The sequence below is a fragment of the Citrobacter freundii complex sp. 2024EL-00216 genome (assembly GCF_043945515.1).
GTDB lineage: Bacteria > Pseudomonadota > Gammaproteobacteria > Enterobacterales > Enterobacteriaceae > Citrobacter > Citrobacter portucalensis.
Map to the genome: position 1 here is coordinate 17594 of NZ_JBIMRA010000023.1, position 25247 is coordinate 42840.

Genomic DNA, 25247 nt, shown 5'->3' on the forward strand with positions numbered 1-25247 from the left:
CATGATGAGAAAACAGTTTGCAGTGGCGCTGGTCGTCCTGAGTTTACTCTGCAGCAATGCGTGGGCATTGACCCTGAATGAAGCCAGAACTCAGGGGCGAGTAGGGGAAACGCTCAATGGCTATCTGGTTGCATTGAAAACCGATGCCGAAACGCAGGCGCTGGTGAGTGAGATTAATAAAGCGCGTAACGCCAGCTATCAGCAACTGGCTGATAGCAATAATATTCCGCCAGATGAAGTGGCGAAAATGGCCGGGCAAAAGCTGGTTGCTCGCGCTAAACCGGGAGAGTATGTGCAGGGTATTAATGGTAAGTGGTTGAGAAAAGAGTAAATCGCTTTTTCACACAGCCAGAGGGACACGACGCTGGATTATTCATCGACATCGCAATAGTTGCCACACGGCATAAAATGGATGCTGGTATAGTCCAACACCGGTCGCGTCGTGGGATGAAATCATGTGGCTTCTCAAGTGGTATGTCTGGAATCGTTGGGTATTCAAGCTGTTAAGCCGGGATGTCGCGGAGCCTGAACAATTTTTGCTTCATTGCTGGGAAGAGAATCTGGCGAAATGCAGGGATTATGCAACCATCTGGCGTGATATTAATCGCATTCACGGCAAACAGATACAGATGCAGGGAAAGTAGTAAGTGTCGGAGAAACCCTCCCACCGGATGGTGAGAGGGGGAATTATCAGGCAGCTACCACGCTGTCGATAGCGGCTTTCGCATCGGACTGTGCTTTAGACGCCACTTCCGGGCCGTAAGCAATACCTTCAGCAAAGACGACATTCACGTCGGTGATGCCGATAAAGCCCAGGAATACGTTCAGGTACGGCGTGATCAGGTCGGTTGGTGTGTCTTTATGGATACCACCACGGCTGGTCAGCACCACCGCGCGTTTACCTGTCACCAGACCTTCCGGGCCTTTCTCGGTATAACGGAAAGTCACACCTGCACGGGCAATCAGGTCAAAGTAGTTTTTCAGCTGCGTTGGGATGTTGAAGTTGTACATCGGCGCGGCGATAACAATCACATCATGCGCTTTCAGCTCAGCAATCAGCTCATCGGAAAGCGCCAGCGCTTCTTGCTGACGCGGCGTCAGCGGTGTATCGCTCGGGCGCATCGCACCCACCAGTTCGCCATCCAGTACCGGTACAGGATTTGCAGCCAGGTCGCGGACAGTGATTTCATCAGCAGAGTGCTTTTCACGCCACTGTTCAACAAAATAATCAGACAACTGACCAGACTGAGAGTACCCTGCCAGAATACTGGATTTAAGAACTAATACCTTGCTCATGGGTGTTTCCTTTTATGTGTTTGAAGGGGTAGTGCCCCGTTGCTTGTTGACACTTTATTCACAATCCTGTCGCAGTGATAGCGCAATATATCGAATCCTATGTTCGAAATTATTGAACAACACATGAAAAGCGCCGATGTGGTACTCTATACCCATCATCTAAAAGAGATTTAACCCGGCAGAGCACTGCCTTTTAACGCTATGACAGAACAACAAAAATTAACCTTCAACATGTTGCAGCAACAGCTGGACTCACTGATGCTGCGTGACAGACAGCGTTTTGCCCGCCGCCTGCACGGTGTGAAGAAGGTTAAAAATCCTGATGCACAACAGGCCATTTACCAGGAGATGGCGAAAGAGATTGAGCTGGCAGCCGGTAAAGTTGTGCTGCGTGAAGCGGCGCGTCCGGAAATTAGCTACCCGGAAAACCTGCCCGTCAGCCAGAAAAAACAGGATATTCTGGAGGCTATTCGCGACCATCAGGTGGTGATTGTCGCCGGTGAGACCGGTTCGGGGAAAACCACCCAGTTACCCAAAATATGTATGGAACTGGGGCGCGGGGTAAAAGGGCTGATAGGCCATACCCAGCCGCGTCGTCTGGCGGCGCGCACCGTGGCGAACCGTATTGCGGAAGAGCTGCAGACCGAGCCGGGCGGCTGTATCGGTTATAAGGTTCGTTTCAGCGATCATGTCAGTGATAACACCATGGTCAAGCTGATGACGGACGGTATCCTGCTGGCAGAAATCCAACAGGATCGGCTGCTAATGCAGTACGACACCATCATCATCGATGAAGCGCATGAACGCAGTCTGAATATCGATTTTCTACTCGGCTATCTGAAAGAACTTCTACCGCGTCGCCCGGATCTAAAAATTATCATCACTTCGGCGACCATCGATCCTGAACGTTTTTCAAAGCATTTCAATAACGCGCCGATTATCGAAGTCTCCGGCCGAACGTATCCGGTGGAAGTGCGCTATCGTCCAATTGTTGAAGATGCAGATGACACTGAGCGTGACCAGCTGCAGGCAATTTTTGATGCCGTAGATGAACTGGGGCGTGAAGGGCCTGGCGACATTCTGATCTTCATGAGCGGCGAACGTGAAATTCGCGATACCGCCGATGCGCTGAATAAGCTGGATTTGCGCCATACCGAAGTGCTACCGCTGTATGCGCGTCTTTCAAACAGCGAACAGAACCGCGTGTTCCAGTCGCACAGCGGTCGCCGTATCGTGCTGGCGACCAACGTGGCGGAAACGTCGCTGACCGTTCCGGGAATCAAATACGTAATTGACCCGGGCACCGCGCGTATCAGCCGTTACAGTTACCGCACCAAAGTTCAGCGCTTGCCGATTGAACCGGTGTCGCAGGCCTCTGCTAACCAGCGTAAAGGTCGCTGCGGTCGTGTTTCGGAAGGGATCTGTATTCGTCTGTATTCCGAAGACGATTTCCTGTCGCGCCCGGAGTTTACCGACCCGGAGATCCTGCGTACCAACCTGGCATCCGTTATTTTGCAGATGACCGCGTTGGGGCTGGGCGATATCGCGGCGTTCCCGTTTGTTGAAGCGCCGGATAAGCGCAATATTCAGGACGGTGTACGCCTGCTCGAAGAGCTGGGGGCGATAACCACCGACGAACAGGCAACCGCATACAAGTTAACGCCGTTGGGCCGTCAGCTGTCGCAACTTCCGGTGGACCCACGGCTGGCGCGAATGGTGCTGGAAGCGCAAAAACATGGTTGTGTGCGCGAAGCGATGATCATTACCTCAGCGCTGTCCATTCAGGATCCGCGCGAGCGCCCGATGGACAAGCAGCAGGCTTCCGACGAGAAGCACCGCCGCTTCCATGACAAAGAGTCTGATTTTCTTGCATTTGTGAACCTGTGGAACTATCTCGGCGAGCAGCAAAAAGCGCTGTCGTCAAACCAGTTCCGTCGCCAGTGCAAACTTGATTTTCTGAACTACCTGCGCGTGCGTGAGTGGCAGGATATCTACACGCAACTGCGCCAGGTGGTGAAAGAGTTGGGTATTCCGGTCAACAGCGAACCCGCTGAATATCGGGAGATCCACGTCGCGTTGCTGACCGGTTTACTGTCGCACATCGGGATGAAAGATACCGATAAACAGGAGTTTACCGGGGCGCGTAACGCTCGCTTCTCGATCTTCCCGGGTTCAGGTTTATTCAAAAAACCGCCGAAGTGGACGATGGTCGCGGAGCTGGTGGAAACCAGCCGCCTGTGGGGACGTATTGCCGCGCGTATCGATCCCGAATGGGTGGAACCGGTAGCCCAGCATCTGATCAAACGTTCATACAGTGAACCGCACTGGGAACGCGCGCAGGGTGCTGTGATGGCGACAGAAAAAGTCACTGTCTACGGCTTACCGATTGTTGCGGCCCGTAAGGTAAATTACAGCCAGATCGATCCCGCGTTGTCGCGTGAACTGTTCATTCGTCATGCGCTGGTGGAAGGTGACTGGCAAACGCGCCATGCGTTTTTCCGTGACAATCTGAAGTTACGGGCTGAAGTGGAAGAGTTAGAACACAAATCACGCCGTCGCGACATTCTGGTCGATGATGAGACGCTGTTTGAGTTTTACGACCAACGCATCAGCCATGACGTGGTTTCTGCTCGTCACTTTGATAGCTGGTGGAAAAAGGTCAGCCGTGAAACACCGGATCTGCTCAACTTTGAAAAGAGCATGCTCATCAAAGAGGGTGCGGAGAAAATCAGTAAGCTGGATTATCCGAACTTCTGGCATCAGGGTAACCTTAAGCTGCGCCTGAGCTACCAGTTCGAACCTGGAGCCGATGCGGACGGTGTGACCGTACATATTCCACTCCCGCTGCTTAATCAGATCGAAGAGAGCGGTTTTGAATGGCAAATCCCGGGGCTGCGCCGCGAACTGGTGATCGCCCTGATTAAGTCGTTGCCAAAACCGGTACGACGCAACTTTGTGCCCGCGCCGAACTATGCGGAAGCGTTTTTAGGCCGCGTCACACCGCTGGAACTGCCGCTGCTGGACTCGCTGGAGCGTGAACTGCGCCGCATGACCGGCGTTACCGTTGACCGTGAAGACTGGCACTGGGATCAGGTGCCCGATCACCTAAAAATCACCTTCCGGGTGGTGGATGATAAAAATAAGAAGCTACAGGAAGGGCGTTCGCTGCAAGATTTGAAGGATGCGCTGAAGGGTAAAGTTCAGGAAACATTGTCTGCGGTGGCGGATGACGGTATCGAACAGAGCGGGTTGCACATCTGGAGCTTCGGTCAGCTTCCGGAAAGTTACGAACAAAAACGCGGTAACTATAAGGTCAAAGCATGGCCAGCGCTGGTGGATGAGCGTGACAGCGTCGCCATCAAACTGTTTGATAACCCACTGGAGCAACAGCAGGCGATGTGGTGTGGTTTACGCCGCCTGTTGCTGCTGAATATTCCTTCGCCAATCAAATATTTGCACGAGAAGCTGCCCAATAAAGCCAAGCTGGGGCTGTACTTTAACCCATACGGTAAAGTTCTGGATTTGATTGACGACTGTATCTCCTGCGGTGTGGATCAGTTAATTGACGCCAACGGCGGTCCGGTGTGGACCGAAGAAGGCTTTACCGCGCTGCATGAGAAAGTGCGGGCTGAACTGAACGATACGGTGGTGGAGATTGCGAAGCAGGTCGAACAGATCCTGACCGCAGTGTTTAATATCAACAAACGTCTGAAAGGGCGCGTGGATATGACCATGGCGCTGGGTCTTGCGGATATCAAATCGCAAATGGGCGGACTGGTGTATCGCGGGTTTGTTACCGGCAATGGTTTCAAACGTCTGGGTGATACGTTGCGTTATTTGCAGGCTATTGAAAAACGTCTGGAAAAACTGGCTATCGACCCGCACCGTGACCGTGCACAGATGCTGAAAGTGGACAGTGTGCAGCAGGCCTGGCAGCAGTGGTTCAATAAACTGCCTCCCGCACGCCGTCAAGATGCCGATGTCAAAGAGATCCGCTGGATGATAGAAGAGCTGCGCGTCAGCTATTTTGCCCAGCAGCTTGGTACGCCGTATCCGATCTCCGATAAACGTATTCTGCAGGCGATGGAGCAGATTTCGGGATAAATCGGTACAGGGCCGTAGGCCGGATGAAGCGTAGCCGCCATCCGGCATCTGTACCCGGTAAAGATAAACACCAGGAGTCATCAATATGAGTCAGTTTCCGATACTTTCCGCAACCACCCTTGCGGCTATCAATACCGTAGGGCGATGGCTGGCGCAGAATGATTTTACGGGGAATATCACCGTTCAGTCAGATTGCGTGATTCTGGCAGGAAACGCGGTTATTCCTACCATCGACGCCGCCTGTCGGATCGCGAAAGAGCAACAGATTCCCTTGCTGATTAGCGGTGGTATCGGTCATTCCACGCGCTTTCTGTATGATGCGATTGCCCAGCATCCGCGTTATAGCATCATTCGTACTACCGGACGAGCGGAAGCGGCGATCCTTGCCGATATTGCTCACCAGTTCTGGCAAATTCCGGGTGAGAAAATTTGGGTGGAAGATCAGTCGACAAACTGCGGTGAGAATGCCCGGTTTAGCTGTGTATTACTGAATCAGGCGGCAGAAAGTATTCATACCGTCATTGTGGTGCAGGATCCCACTATGCAACGCCGCACAATGGCCACGTTTCAGCGCGTCACCCGCGATGAGCCGCATGCGCCGCGCTGGTTGAGTTTCCCTGGTTTCATCCCTGAACTGGCCCAACAGCACAACGGCGTGGATTTTGTGCCCGCCGCAGAAGGTCTGTGGCCGGTAGAACGCTATCTTTCTCTCATTACCGGTGAACTTCCGCGCCTGCGTGATGATGCAACCGGCTACGGGCCCTGTGGACACGATTTTATCGTACATGTCGATATTCCTCAGGACGTCGAGCAAGCCTGGCAGCAGCTAAAAAATGATACCGCGCTGACCGACTTACTGGAGAGCCGTTCTCTGTAATTCTTGCTGCCCGTTTGTCGGCGTTTTACGGCAAACGGGCAGAAAGCCCACCCGTTTTTTCTCTTCATCATCACTTTTCCAGACGCTTTTATGAAGCAGTTCACAGAACCGCCACTCCAGCGATAATGCGTCATGCATGATTGATATTAATTAACAATAGTTTTACTTGTTAAAAACAAATCAATCACAGGAGAGCCGCATGTCAGTACCCGTACAACATCCTATGTATATCGATGGGCAGTTTGTGACCTGGCACGATGACGCCTGGATTGATGTCGTCAATCCGGCCACGGAAGAGATTATCTCGCGTATTCCCGATGGGCGTGCCGAAGACGCGCGTAAAGCGATCGATGCCGCGGATCGCGCTCAGCCGCAATGGGAAGCGTTGCCTGCCATTGAACGGGCAAACTGGTTACGCAAAATTTCTGCAGGTATCCGCCAGCGAGCCGATGAAATCAGCGCGTTGATTGTGGCGGAAGGTGGAAAAATTCAACAACTGGCTGACGTTGAAGTCGCGTTTACCGCCGACTATATCGATTACATGGCGGAGTGGGCGCGTCGCTATGAAGGCGAGATCCTGCAAAGCGATCGCCCTGGTGAGAATATCCTGCTGTTTAAGCGTGCACTGGGCGTGACGACGGGCATTCTGCCGTGGAACTTCCCGTTTTTCCTGATTGCCCGCAAACTGGCTCCCGCCTTGCTGACGGGCAATACCATCGTCGTTAAGCCGAGTGAATTCACACCGAATAACGCCATCGCCTTTGCCAAAATTGTTGATGACATTGGTTTACCGCGCGGAGTCTTTAACCTGGTGCTGGGACGCGGTGAAACGGTCGGGCAGGAGCTGGCCGGAAACCCGAAGGTCGCCATGGTGAGCATGACCGGTAGCGTCGGTGCGGGTGAGAAAATTATGGCCGCAGCGGCCAAAAACATCACCAAAGTTTGTCTGGAGTTGGGTGGCAAGGCCCCGGCTATCGTGATGGACGATGCTGACCTTGAGCTGGCGGTGAAGGCCATTGTTGACTCGCGGGTGATCAATACCGGACAGGTATGCAACTGTGCCGAGCGCGTATACGTTCAGAAAGGTATCTATGACCAGTTCGTTAATCGTCTGGGTGAGGCGATGAAAGCCGTGCAGTTTGGCAATCCGGCCGAACGCAATGACATTGCGATGGGGCCGCTGATTAATGCCGCTGCGCTGGCGCGTGTAGAGCAAAAAGTCGAGCGAGCGGTTCAGGAAGGCGCCCGTGTGGTGCTGGGTGGTAAAGCCGTTGCCGGTAAAGGTTATTACTATCCGCCGACGTTACTGTTAGACGTGCGCCAGGATATGGCGATTATGCACGAGGAGACGTTTGGTCCGGTGCTGCCGGTGGTGGCATTTGATACGCTGGAACAGGCGCTGACGATGGCCAATGACAGCGACTACGGACTGACCTCATCGATCTATACGCAGAATCTGAATACGGCAATGAAGGCGATTAAGGGGCTGAAGTTTGGCGAAACCTATATTAATCGCGAAAACTTCGAGGCGATGCAGGGCTTCCACGCTGGCTGGCGCAAGTCCGGGATTGGCGGGGCAGATGGTAAACACGGTCTGAATGAATACCTGCAAACACAGGTAGTGTATTTGCAGTCTTAAGTTTTTCGCCGGGTGAACCTGTACGCCACCCGGCGCAATTCTCACACTTTGGTGGCGATCCAGTTCATCATCATTTCCGGCCAGATGGCCAGCGGTAACCCTTGCGCATCGCGAATACCAAACCCGTGCTTACCGCGTTCAAACAGATGCATTTCGACCGGAACGCCCAGCCCACGTAGCGCATTAAAGAAAACCAGGCTGTTTTCTACTTTCACCGCCGGATCGTCGATGGCGTGTAGCAGGAATGTCGGCGGTGTCGTGTTATCCACTCGCTCTTCCAGAGAATAGTGGCGCAGATCTTCCTTTTCTGGCGTAGCGCCAACCAGCTCAAGACGAGAGCCCGGGTGACCGATGTCTTCGCGCAGAGTAATCACCGGGTAGACCAACGCCATGAACGCAGGACGCGTTGGTTGCTCGTCTATGCTATCAATCGGTGTATAAACCGGTTCGGCAAACCGGGTTCCCAGGCTGGCGGCTACGTGACCACCGGAAGAGAAGCCCAACACACCGATACGATCAGGGTTAATTTTCCATTCATGGGCGTTGGCGCGAATGTAGCGCATGGCGCGCTGGGCATCGGCCAGCGGCGCGTTTGCACCTTCCTCATGGCCATCACCCGGCATGCGGTAGGTCATCACAAACAGGGTATAACCGCGGGCGTTAAAGAACGGTGCCAGTGCGCTGCCTTCTTTATCCATCACCACGCGACGATAAGAGCCGCCAGGAGTAACAAGGATCCCTGTGCCGTTAGGTTTTTCGGGGGCATAAACGGTAATTTCCGGGGCACGAATGCCGGTGGCCGCACGATCATACTGAGATGTTCCTGTATGTCGGGGTTCTGGCGTAAAGACCGCATCGCTGTTTTTTGCTCCGGGGGCTTCACTCTGCGGCCAGAATGAGACGGTGGTTGCGTGGGCAACGGCTTGCTCCATCATGTTTTCTAACGTTTCACGACTCAGTGCTTCCATTACTATGCTCCCTCAGTGGCAAAGGTTAGCTATAGCACAGTCAGTGAATCGAAAACGGGGAGAGACTCACAACGTATTGAATTCGCGGGAAATGAAAGAGGGCGGAGGCAGGCCTCCGCCAGAACATTAGAGCTTGATAAATTTATCCAGCGTACGAATAAGCTGGGTGACAAAACCGTATTCGTTATCGTACCAGGCGACGGTTTTTACCAGTTGCAGATCGCCAACTTCGGTAATCTCGGTTTGTGTTGCATCAAATACCGAACCGAAATGCGAACCAATGACATCTGACGAGACGATTTCCTCGTCGGTATAACCAAACGACTCATTATTTTGCGTGGCTTTTTTCAGCGCGTTGTTGACCTCTTCAGCAGTGACTTTTTTCCCCAATATCGATACCAGTTCCGTGACAGATCCTGTTTTCACCGGAACACGCTGGGCATGGCCTTTTAATTTTCCGCTCAACGCCGGAATAACCAGACCAATGGCCTTGGCGGCACCAGTGGTATGGGGAATGATGTTCTCTGCTGCTGCTCGCGAGGCGCGCAGATCTTTCCCGCGTGGACCATCAACCAGCGACTGCGTTCCCGTGTAGGCGTGGATGGTGGTCATAGTGCCAAGCTGAATACCGAAGCTATCGTGCAGCGCTTTCGCCATCGGTGCCAGGCAGTTGGTGGTGCACGATGCGACCGAGATAATCCGATCGTTCGCATCCATTGCGTCGTCGTTGACGTTAAAGACAATGGTCTTCATGTCGCCAGCCGGGGCGGATATCAGCACTTTTTTGGCCCCTGCATCCAGGTGCGCGTTGGCTTTTTCTGTCGAGGTATAAAAACCAGTGCATTCGATGATTATCTCAGCGCCAGTGGTTTTCCACGGAATATTTTTGGCCTCTTTTTCTGCGTAAACCGCGATTTTTTTACCGTCGACAATCAGCGCGTCTTCGGTAAAGTCGATGCTCCAGGGAAACGGGCCGTAGTTTGAATCGTGCTTTAACAGATAGGCGAGAATTTTGGGCGAGGTGAGGTCATTTATGGCCACAACCTCCACGTTGCTTTTGACTTCCAGTAGCCGACGCAATACCAGACGACCGATACGACCAAAACCGTTAATGCCAATTTTACTCATGGTTTTCTCCTGTCAGGATGAGGCGGTACGACATATTTTCCTTACCAGGCTTAGTCCAGACAGGCATCCTCGGCAATAGCGGTTCTTGCGGTTAAGCGTAAGCGACTGAAAATGGGTGAACAAAAGTTAATGAATTTTTAACAAAAGCCCGTTATGTTGACGCATTATTGTTTTTATTCAGGAAGTGTTATGGGGAATAAGTATTCTGGCCTGCAAATCGGTATTCACTGGCTGGTCTTTTTGTTAGTTATTGTGGCCTATAGCGCCATGGAGTTTCGCGGATTTTTCCCGCGCAGCTATCGTCCCTTATTCAACATGGTGCACGTATCCTGTGGTATCACGATATTAACGCTGATGGTGGCGCGTCTGCTGGTCAGGCTGAAATATCCGGCACCGCCGATTGTGCCAAAACCAAAGCCAATGATGACCGGCATGGCGCATCTGGGGCATCTGGTTATCTATCTGTTGTTTATTGTGCTGCCTATTATTGGGCTGGTGATGATGTACAACCGGGGTAATCCGTGGATTGCATTCGGCATCGTTATGCCGCATGCGGCAGAGGCTAACTTTGATTTAGTGGATATGCTGAAGTCCTGGCACGTGACGCTGGCAAACCTGGGTTATTTTGTTATTGGTCTGCATGCCGTTGCCGCCCTGATGCATCACTATTTCTGGAAGGATAATACGCTGTTGCGCATGATGCCGCGTAAACGCTCCTGATATAACGCTCCGCAAAATTGGACTGCACCCCAAAAGTTGGACATCCAACTGAGTAAGGTGCAGTTTTTTAGCCGATTAATTTTCGCAGGGTGGTGCTTTTCGTACGCTTTGAACCTGGGAGACGCGTTTTTTCAGGCTGACGATAGCCAGCGCAACAACAATCAGCACAATACCGCAGCCTTCAACAACGCCAGGCTCTTCACCCAGCAACCACCAGGAAAACAGAACGCCACAGACAGGTACCGCCAGCGTACTTAAGCTGGCAATACTGGCTGGTAAGTTACGCAACACAAACAGCCATAAACTCCATGCCAGCGCCGTCGCCAGCACGGCGCTATAAGCCAATGCCCAGAAAACGACAGGTTGCCAGTCTGGAGCTCGCTGTGGAACCAGCCAGGCCACCAGGCTCATCACCAGCGCGGCATACAGCATCTGCCATGCGGTCAACGCTAACAGATCGATATTCGGATGGCGGGTATACATTCGCTTGGCGACAATCGCGCTGGCCCCCCAACTGATCCCAGAAAGGATCGCCAGTAGCGCGCTCTGCATTGAGGCAAAGTTCAGTTGCCATGGCTGTAAAACCAGCAATAATCCCGCTGCTGCCACGGCAATGGCGAAATACTGTAAACGCCGCATGCGTTCACCGAGGAAAATGGCGGCCATAATCACCACCCAGAATGGCATGGTATAACTCAGTATGGCTACTTTACCTGCGCCGCCGCTGACTAGCGCCCATTGTGATAATCCAACCATGCCGCATGTTTGTAGTAAGGCGATCGCTAACGTATAGCCGAAAGGTGTCGGGCGCATTCCTCGGCCACGCAGTAACAGAACGATGAATAACAATAATGCGCCAAAAGAACAGCGTAGTGCGGTGAAGTCGAACGCGCCGATGTAGTGCGTGACCTGTTTCATCGCGATCCAGCTGTAGCTCCAGATGAGCGTTAAGGTGATGAGGCCGCCAATGGCCAGCGGATGACTTTTCCCTGCGGTGGTCATAATGTGTCCGTTTTAATGATTTTAGTACGCCACTATACGCGCTTTCAGGGCGCCGTAGTCGTTATCATTCCGGCTGAGTACATGTCGCGAAAATTTGTACTTTCTTCTGTGGAATAAAACCGAAAATTATTTTTCCAGATAGCATAAACGCTTACCGGCAAGATGGTTAAACAACGCTCAGTTCGCCACGTCTGTCACTTGATCACTGTCCTCATTAAAACTACTGTATATAAATACAGTTATATGAGAGGCAGATTATTATGTTGTTTTTCCAGCCAGTAGAACATCGCGAAATCAAACAATTCCCGCTATTTAGCGATCTCGTGCCCTGCGGTTTTCCTTCTCCGGCGCAGGATTACGTTGAGAAACGTATCGATCTTAACGACCTGTTGGTGCAGCATCCCAGCGCAACCTATTTTGTTAAATCGTCTGGCGACTCCATGATGGGGGCAGGGATCGGTGCTGGCGACTTGCTGGTAGTCGACAGTGCCAGAAAAGCGGCCCACGGAGACATTGTGATTGCTGCTATTGAAGGCGAATTCACCGTTAAGCGCCTGCAATTGCATCCGGTGGTGATGCTGACGCCAGAGAACAGCGCCTACGCACCGATCATGATCGGCAGCGAGGACACGCTGGATATATTTGGCGTGGTGACATTTATCATTAAATCCGCGGGCTGATCATGTTTGCGCTGGTGGATGTTAATTCGTTTTATGCCAGTTGTGAATCGGCATTCCGACCGGACCTGAAAGGTAAACCCGTTGTTGTTCTTTCAAATAATGATGGCTGCGTCATTGCCAGCAGCGCGGAAGCGAAGGCGCTTGGCGTCAATATGGGAGCACCATACTTCAAACAGAAAGATCTGTTCAGGCGCTGCGGCGTGTTCTGCTTTAGTTCGAACTACGAGCTGTATGCGGATATGAGCAGCAGGGTAATGTCGATTCTGGAGGAGCTGTCTCCGCGCGTGGAAATGTACAGTATCGATGAAGCCTTTTGTGATTTAACTGGCGTGCGAAACTGCAGGGATCTTACAGATTTTGGTCGTGAAATCAGAGAAACCATTTTACAGAAAACGCGCCTCACGGTTGGGGTCGGTATCGCCCAGACCAAAACCCTGGCCAAGCTGGCGAACCATGCTGCCAAAAAGTGGCAGGAACAGACTGACGGGGTGGTGGATCTCTCGAATATTGAGCGTCAGCGTAAGCTGATGGCTGCGCTCCCGGTTGATGAAGTCTGGGGTGTCGGACGCCGTATCAGTAAAAAACTGGACGCTATGGGCATTAAAACGGTCTGCGACCTGGCGGATACCGATATTCGCTTTATCCGCAAACATTTCAACGTTGTGCTTGAGCGCACTGTGCGGGAATTGCGCGGTGAACCGTGCCTGGCGTTGGAAGAGTTTGCGCCAGTTAAGCAGGAGATCATTTGTTCAAGATCGTTTGGTGAAAAACTCACGGATTACAATGCGATGAGAGAGGCTATTTGTACCTATGCTGCACGTGCTGCGGAAAAATTACGCAGAGAGCACCAGTTCTGCCGGTTTATCTCTACGTTTATCAAAACCAGCCCATTTTCCCTGAATGAACCGTATTACGGTAACAGCGCATCGATAAAACTGCTGACACCAACCCAGGATAGTCGGGAAATTATAAGGGCGGCCACACGAGGCCTGGACGCAATATGGCGGGAGGGGCTGCGTTATCAAAAAGCAGGGGTCATGCTGGGCGATTTTTTTAGTTCTGGCGTTGCGCAGTTGAATCTGTTTGATGACAACGCCCCACGGCATAACAGCGATAAGCTGATGGCCGTTCTGGATACACTCAATGCTGAAAAGGGTAAAGGAACACTCTATTTTGCCGGGCAAGGTATACAACAACCGTGGGCGATGAAGCGAGATATGCTTTCACCACGTTATACAACGAGATATAGCGATTTACTGCGGGTGGGATAGCTATTGTTATCGTAAATAAGCGTCCAGAGCGATTCTAAAACTGTCCAGAAATAAATAAAAAAACGATTATCAGCCTTCATTAAAAATCTTATTGTAGCGCCGACTAACAGATAACTAACTGACAAACGGCAAGTCTATAATAGGAAATTTATGAAAAAGACGCTTATTACACTCATTATTGCAAATGTGCTGACCGCGACTACGGCATTTGCCGCCGCGGATGCGGGAACCTGGTATGCTGGTGGGAAATTTGGTTGGTCGCATTACTTTGATACCAGCGCAAGCCAGCAAACGGGGGCTAATGGTAATAAATATGGTGATGTTGGTTTTGATAGCGATAACGTCGGTGGCGGGGTATTTACAGGCTACCAGATTACTCCATGGCTGGCAGTTGAAGGCGGCTATGATTATTTAGGTAATATGCAATTCAACGGTAAAAATGGTTCTTCTGGTTCTCAAATGAAAAGCCAGGGTCTGCAATTATCGCTGAAAGCAAGTTATGGTTTGACTGATGATTGGGATCTCTACGGTCGTGCAGGGGCAATGGGATATCGCGCGGAGTCAGATATTAAAGGCAATAACCGCTTTGATACTGGTGTGCGTCCGGTTGTGGCTGTTGGTACGGAATATGCCTTTAACAAGAACTGGGCTGGTCGCGTGGAATATCAATGGGTGAGCAATGTGGGTAATGAAAACCAGATTGGCGTATCAAGTGATGTTAGTTCCGTTACCGCTGGGTTGTCATATCGTTTTGGCCAGCATGACGACGCGGAGGTTACGCCTGCACCGGCAGTTGCCGCAACTCCTGCGCCTGAACCTCAGCGTTTTAACTTAAAATCTGATGTGATGTTTGGTTATGATTCAGCAGCATTAACCCCAGAAGGGAAAGCGGCGATTGCGCAGTTATACCGAAATCCCGGTCTGCAACCGGCCAAAGACAAAGCGACCGTTGTTATTGGCTATAGCGATCGCACCGGAGCCGCAGATTATAACCAGCAACTGTCAGCCCAGCGCGCGCAGGCTGTTGCCGATGAATTAGTCGCGTTAGGCATGCCAGCTGCAAATATTACTGCACAAGGACATGGTTCGAGTGATTCTGTCACGGGATCCAGTTGTGATGGGCAGACCGGACAGCAGCTGATTAATTGCCTTGCTCCAGATCGCCATGTCGTTGTTGAGATCACTGATAAGTACTAAATCGGTGTACAAAAGCCCTCCACATTATCGAATGGGGAGGGCTTTTTTATTCGCACAGTGAACTATCATTAACTGTGACAAATTAAAGATGTTAGAGCGTAATTATGTTCATAGAATCCTTAGTTTCGAGAGCTAAAGGTAGATTATGGCGTTATTTTCTGCCACGGTTTACTCTGAAAAATCATGTGGATGATCAAGTATATAATTACTATGGCGTTTATTTTTCGGATGTAAAACAAGAAAAATATCAGCTTGTGAGCCTAAGAGGCAAAAATGTTGTGCTTGAAATGCTGAATAATATCCGTTCCCTCGCGATGGCCTGTGATGAGGTATTGATAAATCTGCTGCGGTGAACCATAAATTAGTAATCCTGGTTGCCCTGGGCGTTATCGTTCGGTTTTTTCATTGGGGTGGAAAGTTCCGTGAATGTTGCGGTGACGTCCTGATCGGGGCAGTGATCATGGTGTTTGCAACAGCTCACCTCCCAAACGTAACGTTCACTATCCCGCAAGTTGGCGAGGTCACATTTACACACAATGAGATCGTGTTTGTGTTGCGTATGCTCGGTTATAAGGGGCTGAAGGAAGTTATCTTCGGGGTATTAAAAAACGGTTTGGTATCGATTTGCGCAAGCTTATAGCGCAACGAAAAAATAATTAAGGGGAATGAAGCCCATACGAATTAACGGGCTTTACATAGATTACTTTAGACTGATGTTCGGCAAGATATCCTGTCTGGCTACAGATTGAACTTTCCAGGCCCCGCCTTCCTGCACCATACAGTCGATAACGGTATGTGCTTTATTCGTTCCAAACGACACATAAACTTGCATACACACGGGATCATAATCTGACGACACAATCTCGATCTGCCGCCAGTCTTCACTATAATCCTGGGCTTTGATAAACATATCAGAGTCCGGTACGTCTTCGGTATTGGGGTCAGCCGCATTAGATTTTTTCAATGCGGCAATCGTGCTGGTAGTGACGTAAGGTTTAAGTCCAGCGTAATCCGTTAAAGGATTTTTCTCTTTTAACAATTGTGCAATATACCAGTGATTAAATTTCAATGCTGCTGCCTCTGGGCCAGTAGGGGAAACAGTCGCGAACGCGGAAGTGCAGATTAATAGGCTGGTAAATATTAATAATTTCATATCAATTGTGCCGAATTTCAATATTTGGGAAATGATATTAGACACTAATCATCAACCAATTAGCTAAACAGTTATACATCAAAATCAGCCGCCCTCGGGCATTTTTTTATTGCCAGTAATCAGCACCCAGCTCCATCGCAGCGTAGTGACTATTAGAAGGTGGTTGACCGCCGCCAGCGGGAACTGGCGACAGTCATTCATACCCACATAGCGCTATGGATATAAACCGGGGGTCCGTTTGCCTGCACAGGCGATAGTAAACGGGTGTCCGCATATATCCGATAACAGCTTAATCTAAGCTACTGATATTAAATAAATCATATATTTTACAGCCAAATAACAAATCTGATAGTATACCCCCCTATAGTATCTGGAGGGCGTATGCCGCATTCACCTGAAGACAAGAAACGCATTCTCACCCGTGTACGCCGTATTCGCGGTCAAGTTGATGCGCTTGAGCGTGCACTGGAATCTGGCGAACCGTGTCTGGCTATCCTGCAGCAAATTGCCGCTGTGCGCGGTGCATCCAATGGCCTGATGGGCGAAATGGTTGAGATCCATCTGAAAGACGAGCTGGTCAGTGGGGAAACTACGCCAGACCAGCGTGCCGTGCGTATGGCTGAAATCGGCCATCTTCTGCGTGCTTATCTAAAATAACATCATCACCTCGCAATAATGGGAAGAGACAAATGAAATCACGTGCAGCAGTTGCATTCGGCCCCGGCCAACCGTTAAAAATTGTCGAAATCGACGTCGCACCGCCAAAGAAAGGTGAAGTGCTGGTTAAAATTACCCATACCGGCGTGTGCCACACCGACGCCTTTACGCTCTCTGGCGACGATCCGGAAGGCGTATTCCCGGCGGTACTTGGCCATGAAGGTGGCGGCATTGTGGTTGAAGTAGGCGAAGGCGTCACCAGTCTGAAGCCGGGCGATCATGTGATCCCGCTGTACACCGCGGAGTGCGGCGAGTGTAAGTTCTGTAAATCGGGTAAAACCAACTTGTGTCAGGCCGTACGTGCGACCCAGGGCAAAGGTCTGATGCCGGATGGCACAACGCGCTTCTCGTATAACGGTGAGCCGATTTATCACTATATGGGCACCAGCACCTTCAGCGAATACACCGTTTGCGCGGAGATCTCTCTGGCGAAGGTTAACCCGCAGGCCCCGCTGGACAAAGTGTGTCTGCTGGGTTGTGGCGTGACCACCGGTATCGGAGCAGTCCATAACACCGCAAAAGTGAAAGAAGGCGACACCGTCGCCGTATTTGGTCTGGGCGGTATTGGTCTGGCGGTAATTCAGGGCGCGGTGCAGGCGAAAGCCGGGCGTATTCTGGCCGTTGATACCAATCCGGAAAAATTTAAGCTGGCAGGTGAAATGGGCGCGACCGATTTCATCAACCCAAAGGATTACGACAAACCGATTCAGGATGTGATCGTTGAGCTGACCGACGGCGGCGTGGATTTTAGCTTTGAATGTATCGGCAACGTTAACGTGATGCGCGCGGCACTGGAATGTTGCCATAAAGGATGGGGCGAAAGCATCATCATTGGCGTGGCGGGAGCAGGGCAAGAGATCAAAACTCGTCCGTTCCAGCTGGTTACCGGGCGTGTCTGGCGCGGTTCCGCGTTTGGCGGTGTGAAAGGGCGTACTCAGCTTCCTGGCATGGTTGAAGAAGCAATGAGCGGGAAAATTCAGTTGGATCCCTTTATTACCCACCGTTTACCGCTGGAGCAGATTAACGAAGCGTTCGATTTAATGCACCAGGGTAAGTCCATCCGTACCGTTATCCACTTTGGCGATAACTGATTCATTGGCCAGCGGATTTAACCGCTGGCACTTTCCTGAATTTTTTAGAATTATGTTGTGAAAGTGTGACGAATCCGGCGCTTTTCACGGTAAGTAAACTTCCCGGATTGCCGATGACTATCTAACGGGCGTGTTTTCACGCATAAACCCTACAAGAGAGTCGACGGTCATGGACAACACTACATCGATGCAAGCCCAGCATAAACTGGGCTTTCTGCATCAAATCCGGCTGGTTCCGCTGTTTTCCTCCATTCTCGGTGGCATCCTTCTGCTGTTCGCCTTAAGTTCCGGACTGGCAAGCTATTTTCTTATGCAGGCTGATCGCGATCAGCGCGACGTGACCGATGAGATTCAGGTCAGGATGGGGTTATCTAACAGCTCTAACCATTTACGTACCGCACGTATCAACATGATCCACGCCGGCGCGGCGAGCCGTATTGCCGAAATGGATGACATGAAGGCCAATATTGCCGAGGCAGAAAAACGCATCAAGCAGTCGCAGGACGGTTTTAACGCTTATATGTCGCGTGCGGTAAAAACGTCTGCTGATGAAGCGCTAGATGCTGAACTGAGCGCCAGCTTCAAAGCCTATACCGACGGTTTACAGCCCATGCTGAAGTACGCTAAAAACGGCATGTTTGAAGCGATCATCAACCATGAAAATGAACAGGCCCGACCGCTGGACTCTGCTTACAATAAGGTATTGTTAAAAGCGATCGACATTCGTACCGCAAGGGCGAACCAGTTAAGCGAACAGGCGCATCAGCGTACACAACTCGGCATGGCTTTTATGCTGGGTGCATTCGTTCTTGCGCTGGTGCTAACCGTGATGACGTTCATTGTTCTGCGTCGTACCGTCATTCACCCACTGCTACGCGCGGCCCAGCGTATTGAGCGAATTTCATCAGGCGATCTGACGATGCACGATGAACCGACCGGGCGTAGCGAAATTGGCCGTCTGAGCCGTCACCTACAGACAATGCAACGATCGTTGGGGAAAACGGTGGGCACGGTACGTCAGGGCGCGGAAGAAATCTACCGCGGTACCAGCGAGATTTCGGCGGGTAATACCGATCTGTCTTCACGTACTGAACAACAGGCCGCAGCGATTGAACAAACGGCAGCCAGCATGGAAGAGCTGACCGCCACGGTGAAGCAAAACGCCGACAATGCGCATCACGCAAGCAAACTGGCGGAAGATGCGTCCGGTAAGGCCAGTCGGGGCGGTCAGATGGTTTCTGGCGTGGTGAAAACCATGGGTAATATCTCAACGAGTTCGAAGAAAATCTCCGAAATCACAGCCGTGATTAATAGCATTGCTTTCCAGACCAATATCCTGGCACTGAACGCTGCGGTTGAGGCGGCGCGGGCAGGAGAGCAGGGGCGTGGATTTGCCGTGGTCGCCAGTGAAGTCCGTACGTTGGCAAGCCGCAGCGCTCAGGCGGCAAAAGAGATTGAAGGATTGATCAGCGAATCGGTCCGACTGATTGACCAGGGCTCCGGAGAAGTCGTCGCGGCGGGCAATACGATGACGGATATTGTCGATGCGGTAAAACGCGTCACCGATATCATGCTGGAAATCGCGGCGGCCTCTGATGAGCAGAGCCGGGGTATCGTACAGGTGAGCCAGGCGATATCAGAAATGGATAAGGTTACGCAGCAAAATGCCTCGTTGGTTGAAGAAGCATCGGCTGCGGCGGCCTCTCTCGAAGAGCAGGCGGCGCGCTTAACGGAAGCCGTAGGTACATTTCGCTTAACGGGAACGAGTGCAATTAAACGCCCTCCCGTAAGCACTACGCCTGACCAATCGCGTCCGCAGACGGCAACGGCCAGTGGCGATAACTGGGAAACGTTTTAACAATAAATTAAGGGACCTGATGGTCCCTTAATATTTGGCATCAAAACGGTACGGTTTTGCGTATTGCGGCGATAAGGATCTGCGCGGCCTGAGAGAGTTGCACATCGACACGGGTAAGAATACCGATGGGTTCACCCGCACCGTGGGTAGGTATCGGCAACGACACCAGCGTCGTCTGGCGTAAATCCTCTCTAACCGCGCCTGAAGGGACAAACCACACGTAGTCGTAATCAACCGTCAGCTGGCGGGAAAGCGATGCTGATAGCGTTTCAATGCAGCCTGGCGGCATTTTACAACCCTGACTTTGCAACAATGCTTCTGCGTGCTGGCGAGGCGCGGTTCCTTTTGGCGAAACCACCACCGGCCACTCCATTACCCGACTTAACGTGATGGTTTCCTGCAACAGCGGATGGTTAGGGCGCACGACCAGTTTAAGTGATTCCAGAAACAACAATTCATAGTTCAGACCGACCATTAATTCCGGATCGGCCATGCGACCAATGCCAAGATCGATTTCCCCGGATTTTAAACCTGCCAGAATCATCGGATTGCTCATGGTGGCGACCTGTAGCGTGGTCTCCATTTGCTGCTTGTGGAAAGGACCAATTACCGCAGGCAGAATGCCCAGTGCCGCGGTGGGTAAGGCCCCGATCCGTACGACGTCAGTCTGCGACTCTTCGCGCTGATTTAACGCTTGTCCGGCGGTGTTGAGCGCATCCAGCACTCTTACCGCGTGGGTAAGAAACTGTTCTCCGGGCAGCGTTAACTGCGCGCCAAGGCGGCCACGCTCAAAGAGACGGGTACCGGTCAGTTGCTCCAGTTCATTTAGCGTTTTGGAGAGAGCCGGTTGGCTCAGGTTAAGGGTCTCAGCCGCGCGCCCCAACGTTCCCTGCTGTGCAACGGCGACAAAAGTATGAAGGTGGCGCAAGCGAATGCGCTGATTGAACAGAACATTTTTTTCCATAAGCGATGTTAAAAACAGAGCCGTATCGGTGACAAGTAAAGTTGTTTGTTTTTGATAACCTGATAGCAAAATATTATTAACATTTATCATGTTTTACTTACAACTGATTTATTTTGCTTATGTTTTGTACAGCATTGCTGGGTGGTGGGATCATGGAAGGGAGTGTGGCCAGTCGTTATACTTTGGTGATTGTTTACTTTTGAACGATTTCTCTTCACAAGGCACTGATGAATGATACATGTAATAGGGCACCTTAATCCCGATAGCGATGCCATCTGCACCGCCGCAATGACGGCGCGTTGGCTTAGTTTACGTGGCCAGCAGGCGACGGCATGGCGTTTGGGCGAGCCTAACCGCGAAACGCAGTTTATCTTTGAGCATGCGGGGCTGACGATGCCTGAACGGTTGACGTTTGAACTGACCGATCGTGATGTCTGGCTGGTCGATTTCACCGAGCCGGCCCAGGGACCGGAATCGTTAACAGAAAGTAACGTGGTGGGAATTATCGATCATCACCGACTTGGTGGGTTAGTCACCCGTCTGCCACCGGAAGTGTGGGTGAAGCCCGTCGGCAGTAGCGCAACCCTGCTGTGGCAACTGATGACGGAGGATGAACGCAATCAATTATCTTCAGCTGAGGCTGTTTTACTGCTCGGCGCCGTATTGAGTGACACTGTCACGCTTCGTTCACCAACGACGACCACTGACGATCGCCTGGCGGTTGATGCGCTGGCCCAAAAAACCGGAGTGGATCTTGACGCTTTCAGTCGCGACCTGCTGTCAGCTAAAACAAGCGTGGAAGGGATGAGCGCCCGGGAACTTTTGCAGAAAGACATTAAAACTTTCACCATCCATGGACATTCAGTCTGTGTAGCACAGCTCGAACTGTATGCGCTGCAACAGGTGGATGTGGTGCTGGACGATCTCCGTCAGGAAATGGCGCGCTATGCAGAAGAAAAGAATGCTGCGTTAGTCGTGCTGATGCTCACTGACATCAATCTGGGTGACACCAGCCTATGGTTTGCTGGATCAGAACTTTCAGACATCCCGCAGCCTTGCAAGGTCGAAGGTATGCTTAGCCGTAAAAAACAGATGCTGCCCTGGCTGGAAAGTCATTTGAAACCACGCCAGTAAGTACTGTTCATCTTTTGTATGGGTGGGAAGTTTACGCGGGTCACACTTTGTAAATTCTTCCCACCGGAGTCAGCGGCGTTTTCTACACTCCAGGTAATATTCACTGGAGGCATGACATTATGGCGAACACCATCACGGCAGATGAGATTCGGGAACAATTTTCGCAGGCAATGTCAGCAATGTACCAGCAGGAAGTCCCGCAGTATGGCACGTTGCTGGAACTTGTCGCTGATGTGAATCTGGCGGTACTGGAAAATAATCCGACGCTGCATGAAAAACTGGCGAATGCGGATGAACTGGCCCGGCTAAACGTTGAGCGTCATGGCGCCATTCGAGTGGGTACCGCGCAGGAGCTTTCTACGCTGCGCCGGATGTTTGCCGTTATGGGCATGTATCCGGTGAGTTATTACGATCTCTCCCAGGCGGGCGTCCCCGTACATTCTACAGCCTTTCGTCCCATCGACGATGCCTCGCTATCGCGCAACCCGTTTCGGGTATTCACCTCGTTATTACGGCTCGAACTAATCGAAAACGCCGCGCTGCGGCAAAAAGCCGCTGAGATCCTCGCGAAACGCGATATTTTCACTCGCCGTTGCCACGAACTACTGGATGAATTTGATGCACAGGGCAGTTTTACATCTGAACAGGCGCAAGAATTTGTGCATGAAGCGCTGGAAACATTCCGCTGGCATCAGCACGCCACGGTCGATGAAGAGACCTATCACGCATTACATAACGAACACCGGCTGATTGCTGATGTAGTGTGCTTCCCCGGTTGTCATATCAACCATCTGACACCGCGAACGCTGGATATTGACCGGGTGCAGTCGATGATGCCGGAATGCGGCATTGAGCCCAAAATACTGATTGAAGGGCCGCCGCGCCGCGAGGTGCCGATTTTATTACGTCAGACCAGTTTCAAAGCGCTGGAAGAGCCGGTGTTGTTTGCCGGTGAAATGCGTGGCACTCACACGGCACGTTTTGGTGAAATCGAACAGCGCGGCGTGGCCCTGACACCGAAAGGCAGAGCGTTGTACGACGAATTGCTGAATAAAGCGGGAACAGGGAAAGACAATCTGACGCACCAGCTACACCTTCAGGAAGTATTCAAGGCCTTCCCGGACAGCGAATTCCTGCTGCGCCAGCAGGGGCTAGCCTGGTTCCGCTATCGTCTGACGCCATCGGGTGAAGCGCATCGGCAGGCGATTCGCCCGGATGACGATCCACAGCCGCTTATTGAACGGGGCTGGCTGGTTGCGCAACCCATCACCTACGAAGATTTTTTACCGGTGAGCGCCGCAGGAATTTTCCAGTCCAATTTGGGTAATGAAACACAGGCTCGCAGCCACGGAAATTCCAGCCGCGACGCGTTTGAACAGGCGCTGGGTTGCGCGGTTTATGATGAGTTTGCGCTGTATCAGGAGGCTCAAGAGCGAAGTAAACGTCGGTGTGGCTTACTTTAACGGAATTTACATGGGATTCGGTCTGTTCCCATCGACATAAAATATTTTCGATTTTGTACAGATAATCGGCGACCAACAATTGGATTATTAATGAATTTTGTCTAGAGTGAGCGGTCAGAAATGTGCACTCTCTTGCCGCTGATTTTGACCGGCGCGGGACCATTTACACGACCAGAAGGACTCACTTTCAGGCATGAATCGCAGACGATTTATTAAAGGTTCAATGGCAATGGCCGCCGTGTGCGGAACCAGTGGTATTGCATCACTCTTTTCCCGCGCCGCCTTTGCGGCAGAGTCTGACATTGCAGACGGAAAAACCGTACGTTTTGATTTTTCCGTTCTGCAATCGATGGCCCATGACTTAGCACAGAAGCCCTGGGGCGGCGCACCGCGCGCGTTACCGGAAACGCTGGCGAAACTGACGCCGCAGGCCTACAACAGCATTCAATATGACGCAGAGCAGTCTCTGTGGAACAATGTTGAAAATCGTCAGCTTGATGCGCAGTTCTTCCACGTGGGAATGGGCTTCCGTCGCCGTGTACGCATGTTCTCGGTTGATGGTAGTACGCATATGGCGCGTGAAATTCACTTCCGTCCGGAACTGTTTAAATACAACGACGCGGGTGTGGATACCAAACAATTGGAAGGGCAGACTGACCTCGGATTCGCTGGATTCCGCGTGTTTAAAGCGCCAGAACTGGCCCGCCGTGATGTCGTTTCTTTCCTGGGCGCCAGCTATTTCCGCGCCGTGGATGACACCTATCAGTACGGTTTATCGGCCCGTGGTCTGGCGGTAGATACCTACACTGACAGCAAAGAAGAGTTTCCTGATTTCACCTCTTTCTGGTTTGAAACGGTTAAACCGGGCGCAACCTCTTTTACCGTGTATGCGCTTCTCGACAGCCCAAGCGTAACCGGCGCATTCAAGTTCGTGATCCACTGCGAGAAAACGCAGGTGATTATGGATGTACAAAACCACATCTATGCGCGCAAAGACATCAAGCAGCTCGGCATTGCGCCGATGACCAGCATGTTCAGCTGCGGCAACAATGAGCGTCGGATGTGCGACACTATTCACCCGCAAATCCATGACTCCGATCGTCTGGCGATGTGGCGGGGCAATGGCGAGTGGATCTGCCGTCCGCTGAATAACCCGCAAAAGCTGCAGTTCAACGCCTATACCGATAACAACCCGAAAGGATTTGGCTTGCTGCAACTCGATCGCGACTTCTCCCATTATCAGGACATCATGGGCTGGTATAACAAGCGCCCAAGCCTGTGGATCGAACCGCGCAACCAGTGGGGCAAGGGGACCATCGGTCTGATGGAGATCCCGACGACCGGCGAAACGCTGGATAACGTTGTCTGCTTCTGGCAGCCGGACAAGAAGATCAAAGCCGGCGATGAGCTGGAATTCAAATATCGCCTGTACTGGAGCGCTCAGCCGCCGGTGCGTTCACCGCTGGCTCGCGTGATGGCGACCCGGACAGGCATGGGCGGTTTCCCGGAAGGATGGGCACCGGGCGAGCATTACCCAGAAAAATGGGCGCGTCGTTTTGCCGTTGACTTCGTTGGTGGCGATCTAAAAGCGGCTGCGCCGAAAGGCATTGAACCGGTGATTACGCTCTCCAGCGGTGAAGCGAAACAGATTGAGATCCTCTACGTGGAGCCTATCGACGGTTATCGCATTCAGTTTGACTGGTATCCGACCTCTGACTCAACCGATCCGGTAGATATGCGTATGTTCCTGCGTTGTCAGGGTGACGCCATCAGCGAAACCTGGCTGTATCAGTACTTCCCGCCAGCGCCGGATAAACGTCAGTACGTTGACGACCGCGAGATGCGTTAAGTCCCCCCTTTACGGCTCTCCTGATGGGGAGCCGTATCTGCATTCATCCTCATAACGACTCTGTACACTATTTACTCGATCCTGTTCGCATTTTTCTGTATGGCAAATGGGTACTCTGTGGGTGTGTATTTCTTAT

Annotated in this window: 22 protein-coding genes; 16 read left to right on the plus strand and 6 right to left on the minus strand. The window is 51.7% G+C overall.

All coding sequences use genetic code 11. The features are described from left to right. The first annotated feature begins 4 nt into the window (after positions 1-4). The gene (locus ACHHZ7_RS21135) at positions 5-331 is read left to right on the plus strand and encodes a YdbL family protein (protein WP_060682152.1); all 327 of its coding nucleotides are present in this window, start codon (positions 5-7) and stop codon (positions 329-331) included. Between the two features lie 124 nt (positions 332-455). Then, complete coding sequence (locus tag ACHHZ7_RS21140; protein WP_060682153.1) at positions 456-644, plus strand: hypothetical protein; 189 nt, start codon at positions 456-458, stop codon at positions 642-644. 46 nt (positions 645-690) lie between these two features. Here the strand turns inward: ACHHZ7_RS21140 and azoR are convergent, their stop codons facing one another. Beyond that, positions 691-1296, minus strand: a complete 606-nt coding sequence (gene azoR, locus ACHHZ7_RS21145; RefSeq protein WP_003020341.1) for an FMN-dependent NADH-azoreductase — start codon at positions 1294-1296, stop codon at positions 691-693. Positions 1297-1497: 201 nt separating this feature from the next. Between azoR and hrpA the strand changes: the two genes are divergently transcribed. The 3 genes from hrpA (at position 1498) to aldA (ending at position 7916) form a co-directional block, all read left to right on the plus strand. Beyond that, positions 1498-5400 carry an ATP-dependent RNA helicase HrpA gene (gene hrpA / locus ACHHZ7_RS21150; RefSeq protein WP_060682154.1) on the plus strand — a complete coding sequence of 1301 codons (3903 nt, stop codon included), beginning with the start codon at positions 1498-1500 and terminating at the stop codon, positions 5398-5400. Positions 5401-5485: 85 nt separating this feature from the next. After that, positions 5486-6277, plus strand: coding sequence for a YdcF family protein (locus ACHHZ7_RS21155; protein WP_060682155.1), 792 nt, complete (start codon positions 5486-5488; stop codon positions 6275-6277). A gap of 199 nt (positions 6278-6476) precedes the next feature. Next, entirely contained in the window at positions 6477-7916 is a 1440-nt protein-coding gene (gene aldA / locus ACHHZ7_RS21160) for an aldehyde dehydrogenase (RefSeq protein WP_060682156.1), read from the plus strand. Positions 7917-7957: 41 nt separating this feature from the next. Here aldA and ACHHZ7_RS21165 read toward each other — a convergent pair whose 3' ends face one another. Both ACHHZ7_RS21165 and gap read right to left on the minus strand, forming a co-directional pair. Then, positions 7958-8884: an alpha/beta hydrolase gene (locus ACHHZ7_RS21165; protein ID WP_060682157.1), complete on the minus strand. Its 927-nt coding sequence runs from the start codon at positions 8882-8884 to the stop codon at positions 7958-7960. Between the two features lie 126 nt (positions 8885-9010). After that, the gene (gap, locus tag ACHHZ7_RS21170; protein ID WP_060682158.1) at positions 9011-10012 is read right to left on the minus strand and encodes a type I glyceraldehyde-3-phosphate dehydrogenase; all 1002 of its coding nucleotides are present in this window, start codon (positions 10010-10012) and stop codon (positions 9011-9013) included. A 189-nt stretch (positions 10013-10201) separates the two neighbouring features. On the opposite strand from gap, the gene cybB reads away from it, so the two are divergent. Then, a complete protein-coding gene (gene cybB / locus ACHHZ7_RS21175) occupies positions 10202-10732 on the plus strand; it encodes a cytochrome b561 (protein WP_008784870.1) in 531 nt (176 codons plus the stop codon). A 75-nt stretch (positions 10733-10807) separates the two neighbouring features. Here cybB and ACHHZ7_RS21180 read toward each other — a convergent pair whose 3' ends face one another. Further along, entirely contained in the window at positions 10808-11734 is a 927-nt protein-coding gene (locus ACHHZ7_RS21180) for a DMT family transporter (RefSeq protein WP_032943549.1), read from the minus strand. Positions 11735-11994: 260 nt separating this feature from the next. Between ACHHZ7_RS21180 and ACHHZ7_RS21185 the strand changes: the two genes are divergently transcribed. From ACHHZ7_RS21185 to ACHHZ7_RS21200, 4 genes are all read left to right on the plus strand, one after another. Then, positions 11995-12414: a translesion error-prone DNA polymerase V autoproteolytic subunit gene (locus ACHHZ7_RS21185; RefSeq protein ID WP_060682160.1), complete on the plus strand. Its 420-nt coding sequence runs from the start codon at positions 11995-11997 to the stop codon at positions 12412-12414. 2 nt (positions 12415-12416) lie between these two features. Further along, positions 12417-13685, plus strand: coding sequence for a Y-family DNA polymerase (locus tag ACHHZ7_RS21190; protein ID WP_060682161.1), 1269 nt, complete (start codon positions 12417-12419; stop codon positions 13683-13685). Positions 13686-13835: 150 nt separating this feature from the next. Then, the gene (gene ompA / locus ACHHZ7_RS21195) at positions 13836-14882 is read left to right on the plus strand and encodes a porin OmpA (RefSeq protein ID WP_060682162.1); all 1047 of its coding nucleotides are present in this window, start codon (positions 13836-13838) and stop codon (positions 14880-14882) included. Positions 14883-15067: 185 nt separating this feature from the next. Next, positions 15068-15235: a hypothetical protein gene (locus ACHHZ7_RS21200; protein ID WP_192464114.1), complete on the plus strand. Its 168-nt coding sequence runs from the start codon at positions 15068-15070 to the stop codon at positions 15233-15235. Between the two features lie 347 nt (positions 15236-15582). On the opposite strand, the gene ACHHZ7_RS21205 is transcribed toward ACHHZ7_RS21200, so the two are convergent. After that, positions 15583-16080 (minus strand): DUF3828 domain-containing protein, encoded by a 498-nt coding sequence (locus ACHHZ7_RS21205; protein ID WP_079934080.1) that lies wholly within the window; start codon positions 16078-16080, stop codon positions 15583-15585. A 336-nt stretch (positions 16081-16416) separates the two neighbouring features. Between ACHHZ7_RS21205 and ACHHZ7_RS21210 the strand changes: the two genes are divergently transcribed. From ACHHZ7_RS21210 to ACHHZ7_RS21220, 3 genes are all read left to right on the plus strand, one after another. Further along, positions 16417-16692, plus strand: coding sequence for a metal/formaldehyde-sensitive transcriptional repressor (locus tag ACHHZ7_RS21210; RefSeq protein ID WP_003833178.1), 276 nt, complete (start codon positions 16417-16419; stop codon positions 16690-16692). Positions 16693-16724: 32 nt separating this feature from the next. Beyond that, positions 16725-17843 (plus strand): S-(hydroxymethyl)glutathione dehydrogenase/class III alcohol dehydrogenase, encoded by a 1119-nt coding sequence (locus ACHHZ7_RS21215; RefSeq protein WP_008784862.1) that lies wholly within the window; start codon positions 16725-16727, stop codon positions 17841-17843. A gap of 169 nt (positions 17844-18012) precedes the next feature. Beyond that, on the plus strand, positions 18013-19701 hold the full coding sequence (locus ACHHZ7_RS21220) for a methyl-accepting chemotaxis protein (protein ID WP_032943540.1): 1689 nt from the start codon (positions 18013-18015) through the stop codon (positions 19699-19701). A 40-nt stretch (positions 19702-19741) separates the two neighbouring features. Here ACHHZ7_RS21220 and pcaQ read toward each other — a convergent pair whose 3' ends face one another. Beyond that, positions 19742-20665, minus strand: a complete 924-nt coding sequence (gene pcaQ, locus ACHHZ7_RS21225) for a pca operon transcription factor PcaQ (protein WP_060683723.1) — start codon at positions 20663-20665, stop codon at positions 19742-19744. A gap of 231 nt (positions 20666-20896) precedes the next feature. On the opposite strand from pcaQ, the gene ACHHZ7_RS21230 reads away from it, so the two are divergent. The 3 genes from ACHHZ7_RS21230 to ACHHZ7_RS21240 all read left to right on the plus strand — a co-directional run bounded on the left by ACHHZ7_RS21230 (position 20897) and on the right by ACHHZ7_RS21240 (position 25111). Next, positions 20897-21799 carry a manganese-dependent inorganic pyrophosphatase gene (locus tag ACHHZ7_RS21230; RefSeq protein WP_060682164.1) on the plus strand — a complete coding sequence of 301 codons (903 nt, stop codon included), beginning with the start codon at positions 20897-20899 and terminating at the stop codon, positions 21797-21799. Positions 21800-21918: 119 nt separating this feature from the next. Then, the gene (locus tag ACHHZ7_RS21235; RefSeq protein WP_003020282.1) at positions 21919-23262 is read left to right on the plus strand and encodes a VOC family protein; all 1344 of its coding nucleotides are present in this window, start codon (positions 21919-21921) and stop codon (positions 23260-23262) included. Positions 23263-23455: 193 nt separating this feature from the next. After that, complete coding sequence (locus tag ACHHZ7_RS21240; protein WP_060682165.1) at positions 23456-25111, plus strand: glucan biosynthesis protein D; 1656 nt, start codon at positions 23456-23458, stop codon at positions 25109-25111. The last annotated feature ends 136 nt before the right edge of the window (positions 25112-25247 follow it).

Bases quoted from the DNA above. Each gene is read 5' to 3' on its own strand.
- ACHHZ7_RS21230 (WP_060682164.1), top strand. From the start codon at position 20,897: ATGATACATGTAATAGGGCACCTTAATCCCGATAGCGATGCCATCTGC.
- ACHHZ7_RS21240 (WP_060682165.1), top strand. From the start codon at position 23,456: ATGAATCGCAGACGATTTATTAAAGGTTCAATGGCAATGGCCGCCGTG.
- ACHHZ7_RS21215 (WP_008784862.1), top strand. From the start codon at position 16,725: ATGAAATCACGTGCAGCAGTTGCATTCGGCCCCGGCCAACCGTTAAAA.
- cybB (WP_008784870.1), top strand. From the start codon at position 10,202: ATGGGGAATAAGTATTCTGGCCTGCAAATCGGTATTCACTGGCTGGTC.
- ACHHZ7_RS21135 (WP_060682152.1), top strand. From the start codon at position 5: ATGAGAAAACAGTTTGCAGTGGCGCTGGTCGTCCTGAGTTTACTCTGC.
- hrpA (WP_060682154.1), top strand. From the start codon at position 1,498: ATGACAGAACAACAAAAATTAACCTTCAACATGTTGCAGCAACAGCTG.
- ACHHZ7_RS21155 (WP_060682155.1), top strand. From the start codon at position 5,486: ATGAGTCAGTTTCCGATACTTTCCGCAACCACCCTTGCGGCTATCAAT.
- azoR (WP_003020341.1), bottom strand. From the start codon at position 1,296: ATGAGCAAGGTATTAGTTCTTAAATCCAGTATTCTGGCAGGGTACTCT.
- ACHHZ7_RS21185 (WP_060682160.1), top strand. From the start codon at position 11,995: ATGTTGTTTTTCCAGCCAGTAGAACATCGCGAAATCAAACAATTCCCG.
- ACHHZ7_RS21190 (WP_060682161.1), top strand. From the start codon at position 12,417: ATGTTTGCGCTGGTGGATGTTAATTCGTTTTATGCCAGTTGTGAATCG.
- ACHHZ7_RS21235 (WP_003020282.1), top strand. From the start codon at position 21,919: ATGGCGAACACCATCACGGCAGATGAGATTCGGGAACAATTTTCGCAG.
- ACHHZ7_RS21180 (WP_032943549.1), bottom strand. From the start codon at position 11,734: ATGACCACCGCAGGGAAAAGTCATCCGCTGGCCATTGGCGGCCTCATC.
- ACHHZ7_RS21165 (WP_060682157.1), bottom strand. From the start codon at position 8,884: ATGGAAGCACTGAGTCGTGAAACGTTAGAAAACATGATGGAGCAAGCC.
- ACHHZ7_RS21210 (WP_003833178.1), top strand. From the start codon at position 16,417: ATGCCGCATTCACCTGAAGACAAGAAACGCATTCTCACCCGTGTACGC.
- pcaQ (WP_060683723.1), bottom strand. From the start codon at position 20,665: ATGGAAAAAAATGTTCTGTTCAATCAGCGCATTCGCTTGCGCCACCTT.
- ACHHZ7_RS21220 (WP_032943540.1), top strand. From the start codon at position 18,013: ATGGACAACACTACATCGATGCAAGCCCAGCATAAACTGGGCTTTCTG.
- gap (WP_060682158.1), bottom strand. From the start codon at position 10,012: ATGAGTAAAATTGGCATTAACGGTTTTGGTCGTATCGGTCGTCTGGTA.
- aldA (WP_060682156.1), top strand. From the start codon at position 6,477: ATGTCAGTACCCGTACAACATCCTATGTATATCGATGGGCAGTTTGTG.
- ompA (WP_060682162.1), top strand. From the start codon at position 13,836: ATGAAAAAGACGCTTATTACACTCATTATTGCAAATGTGCTGACCGCG.
- ACHHZ7_RS21140 (WP_060682153.1), top strand. From the start codon at position 456: ATGTGGCTTCTCAAGTGGTATGTCTGGAATCGTTGGGTATTCAAGCTG.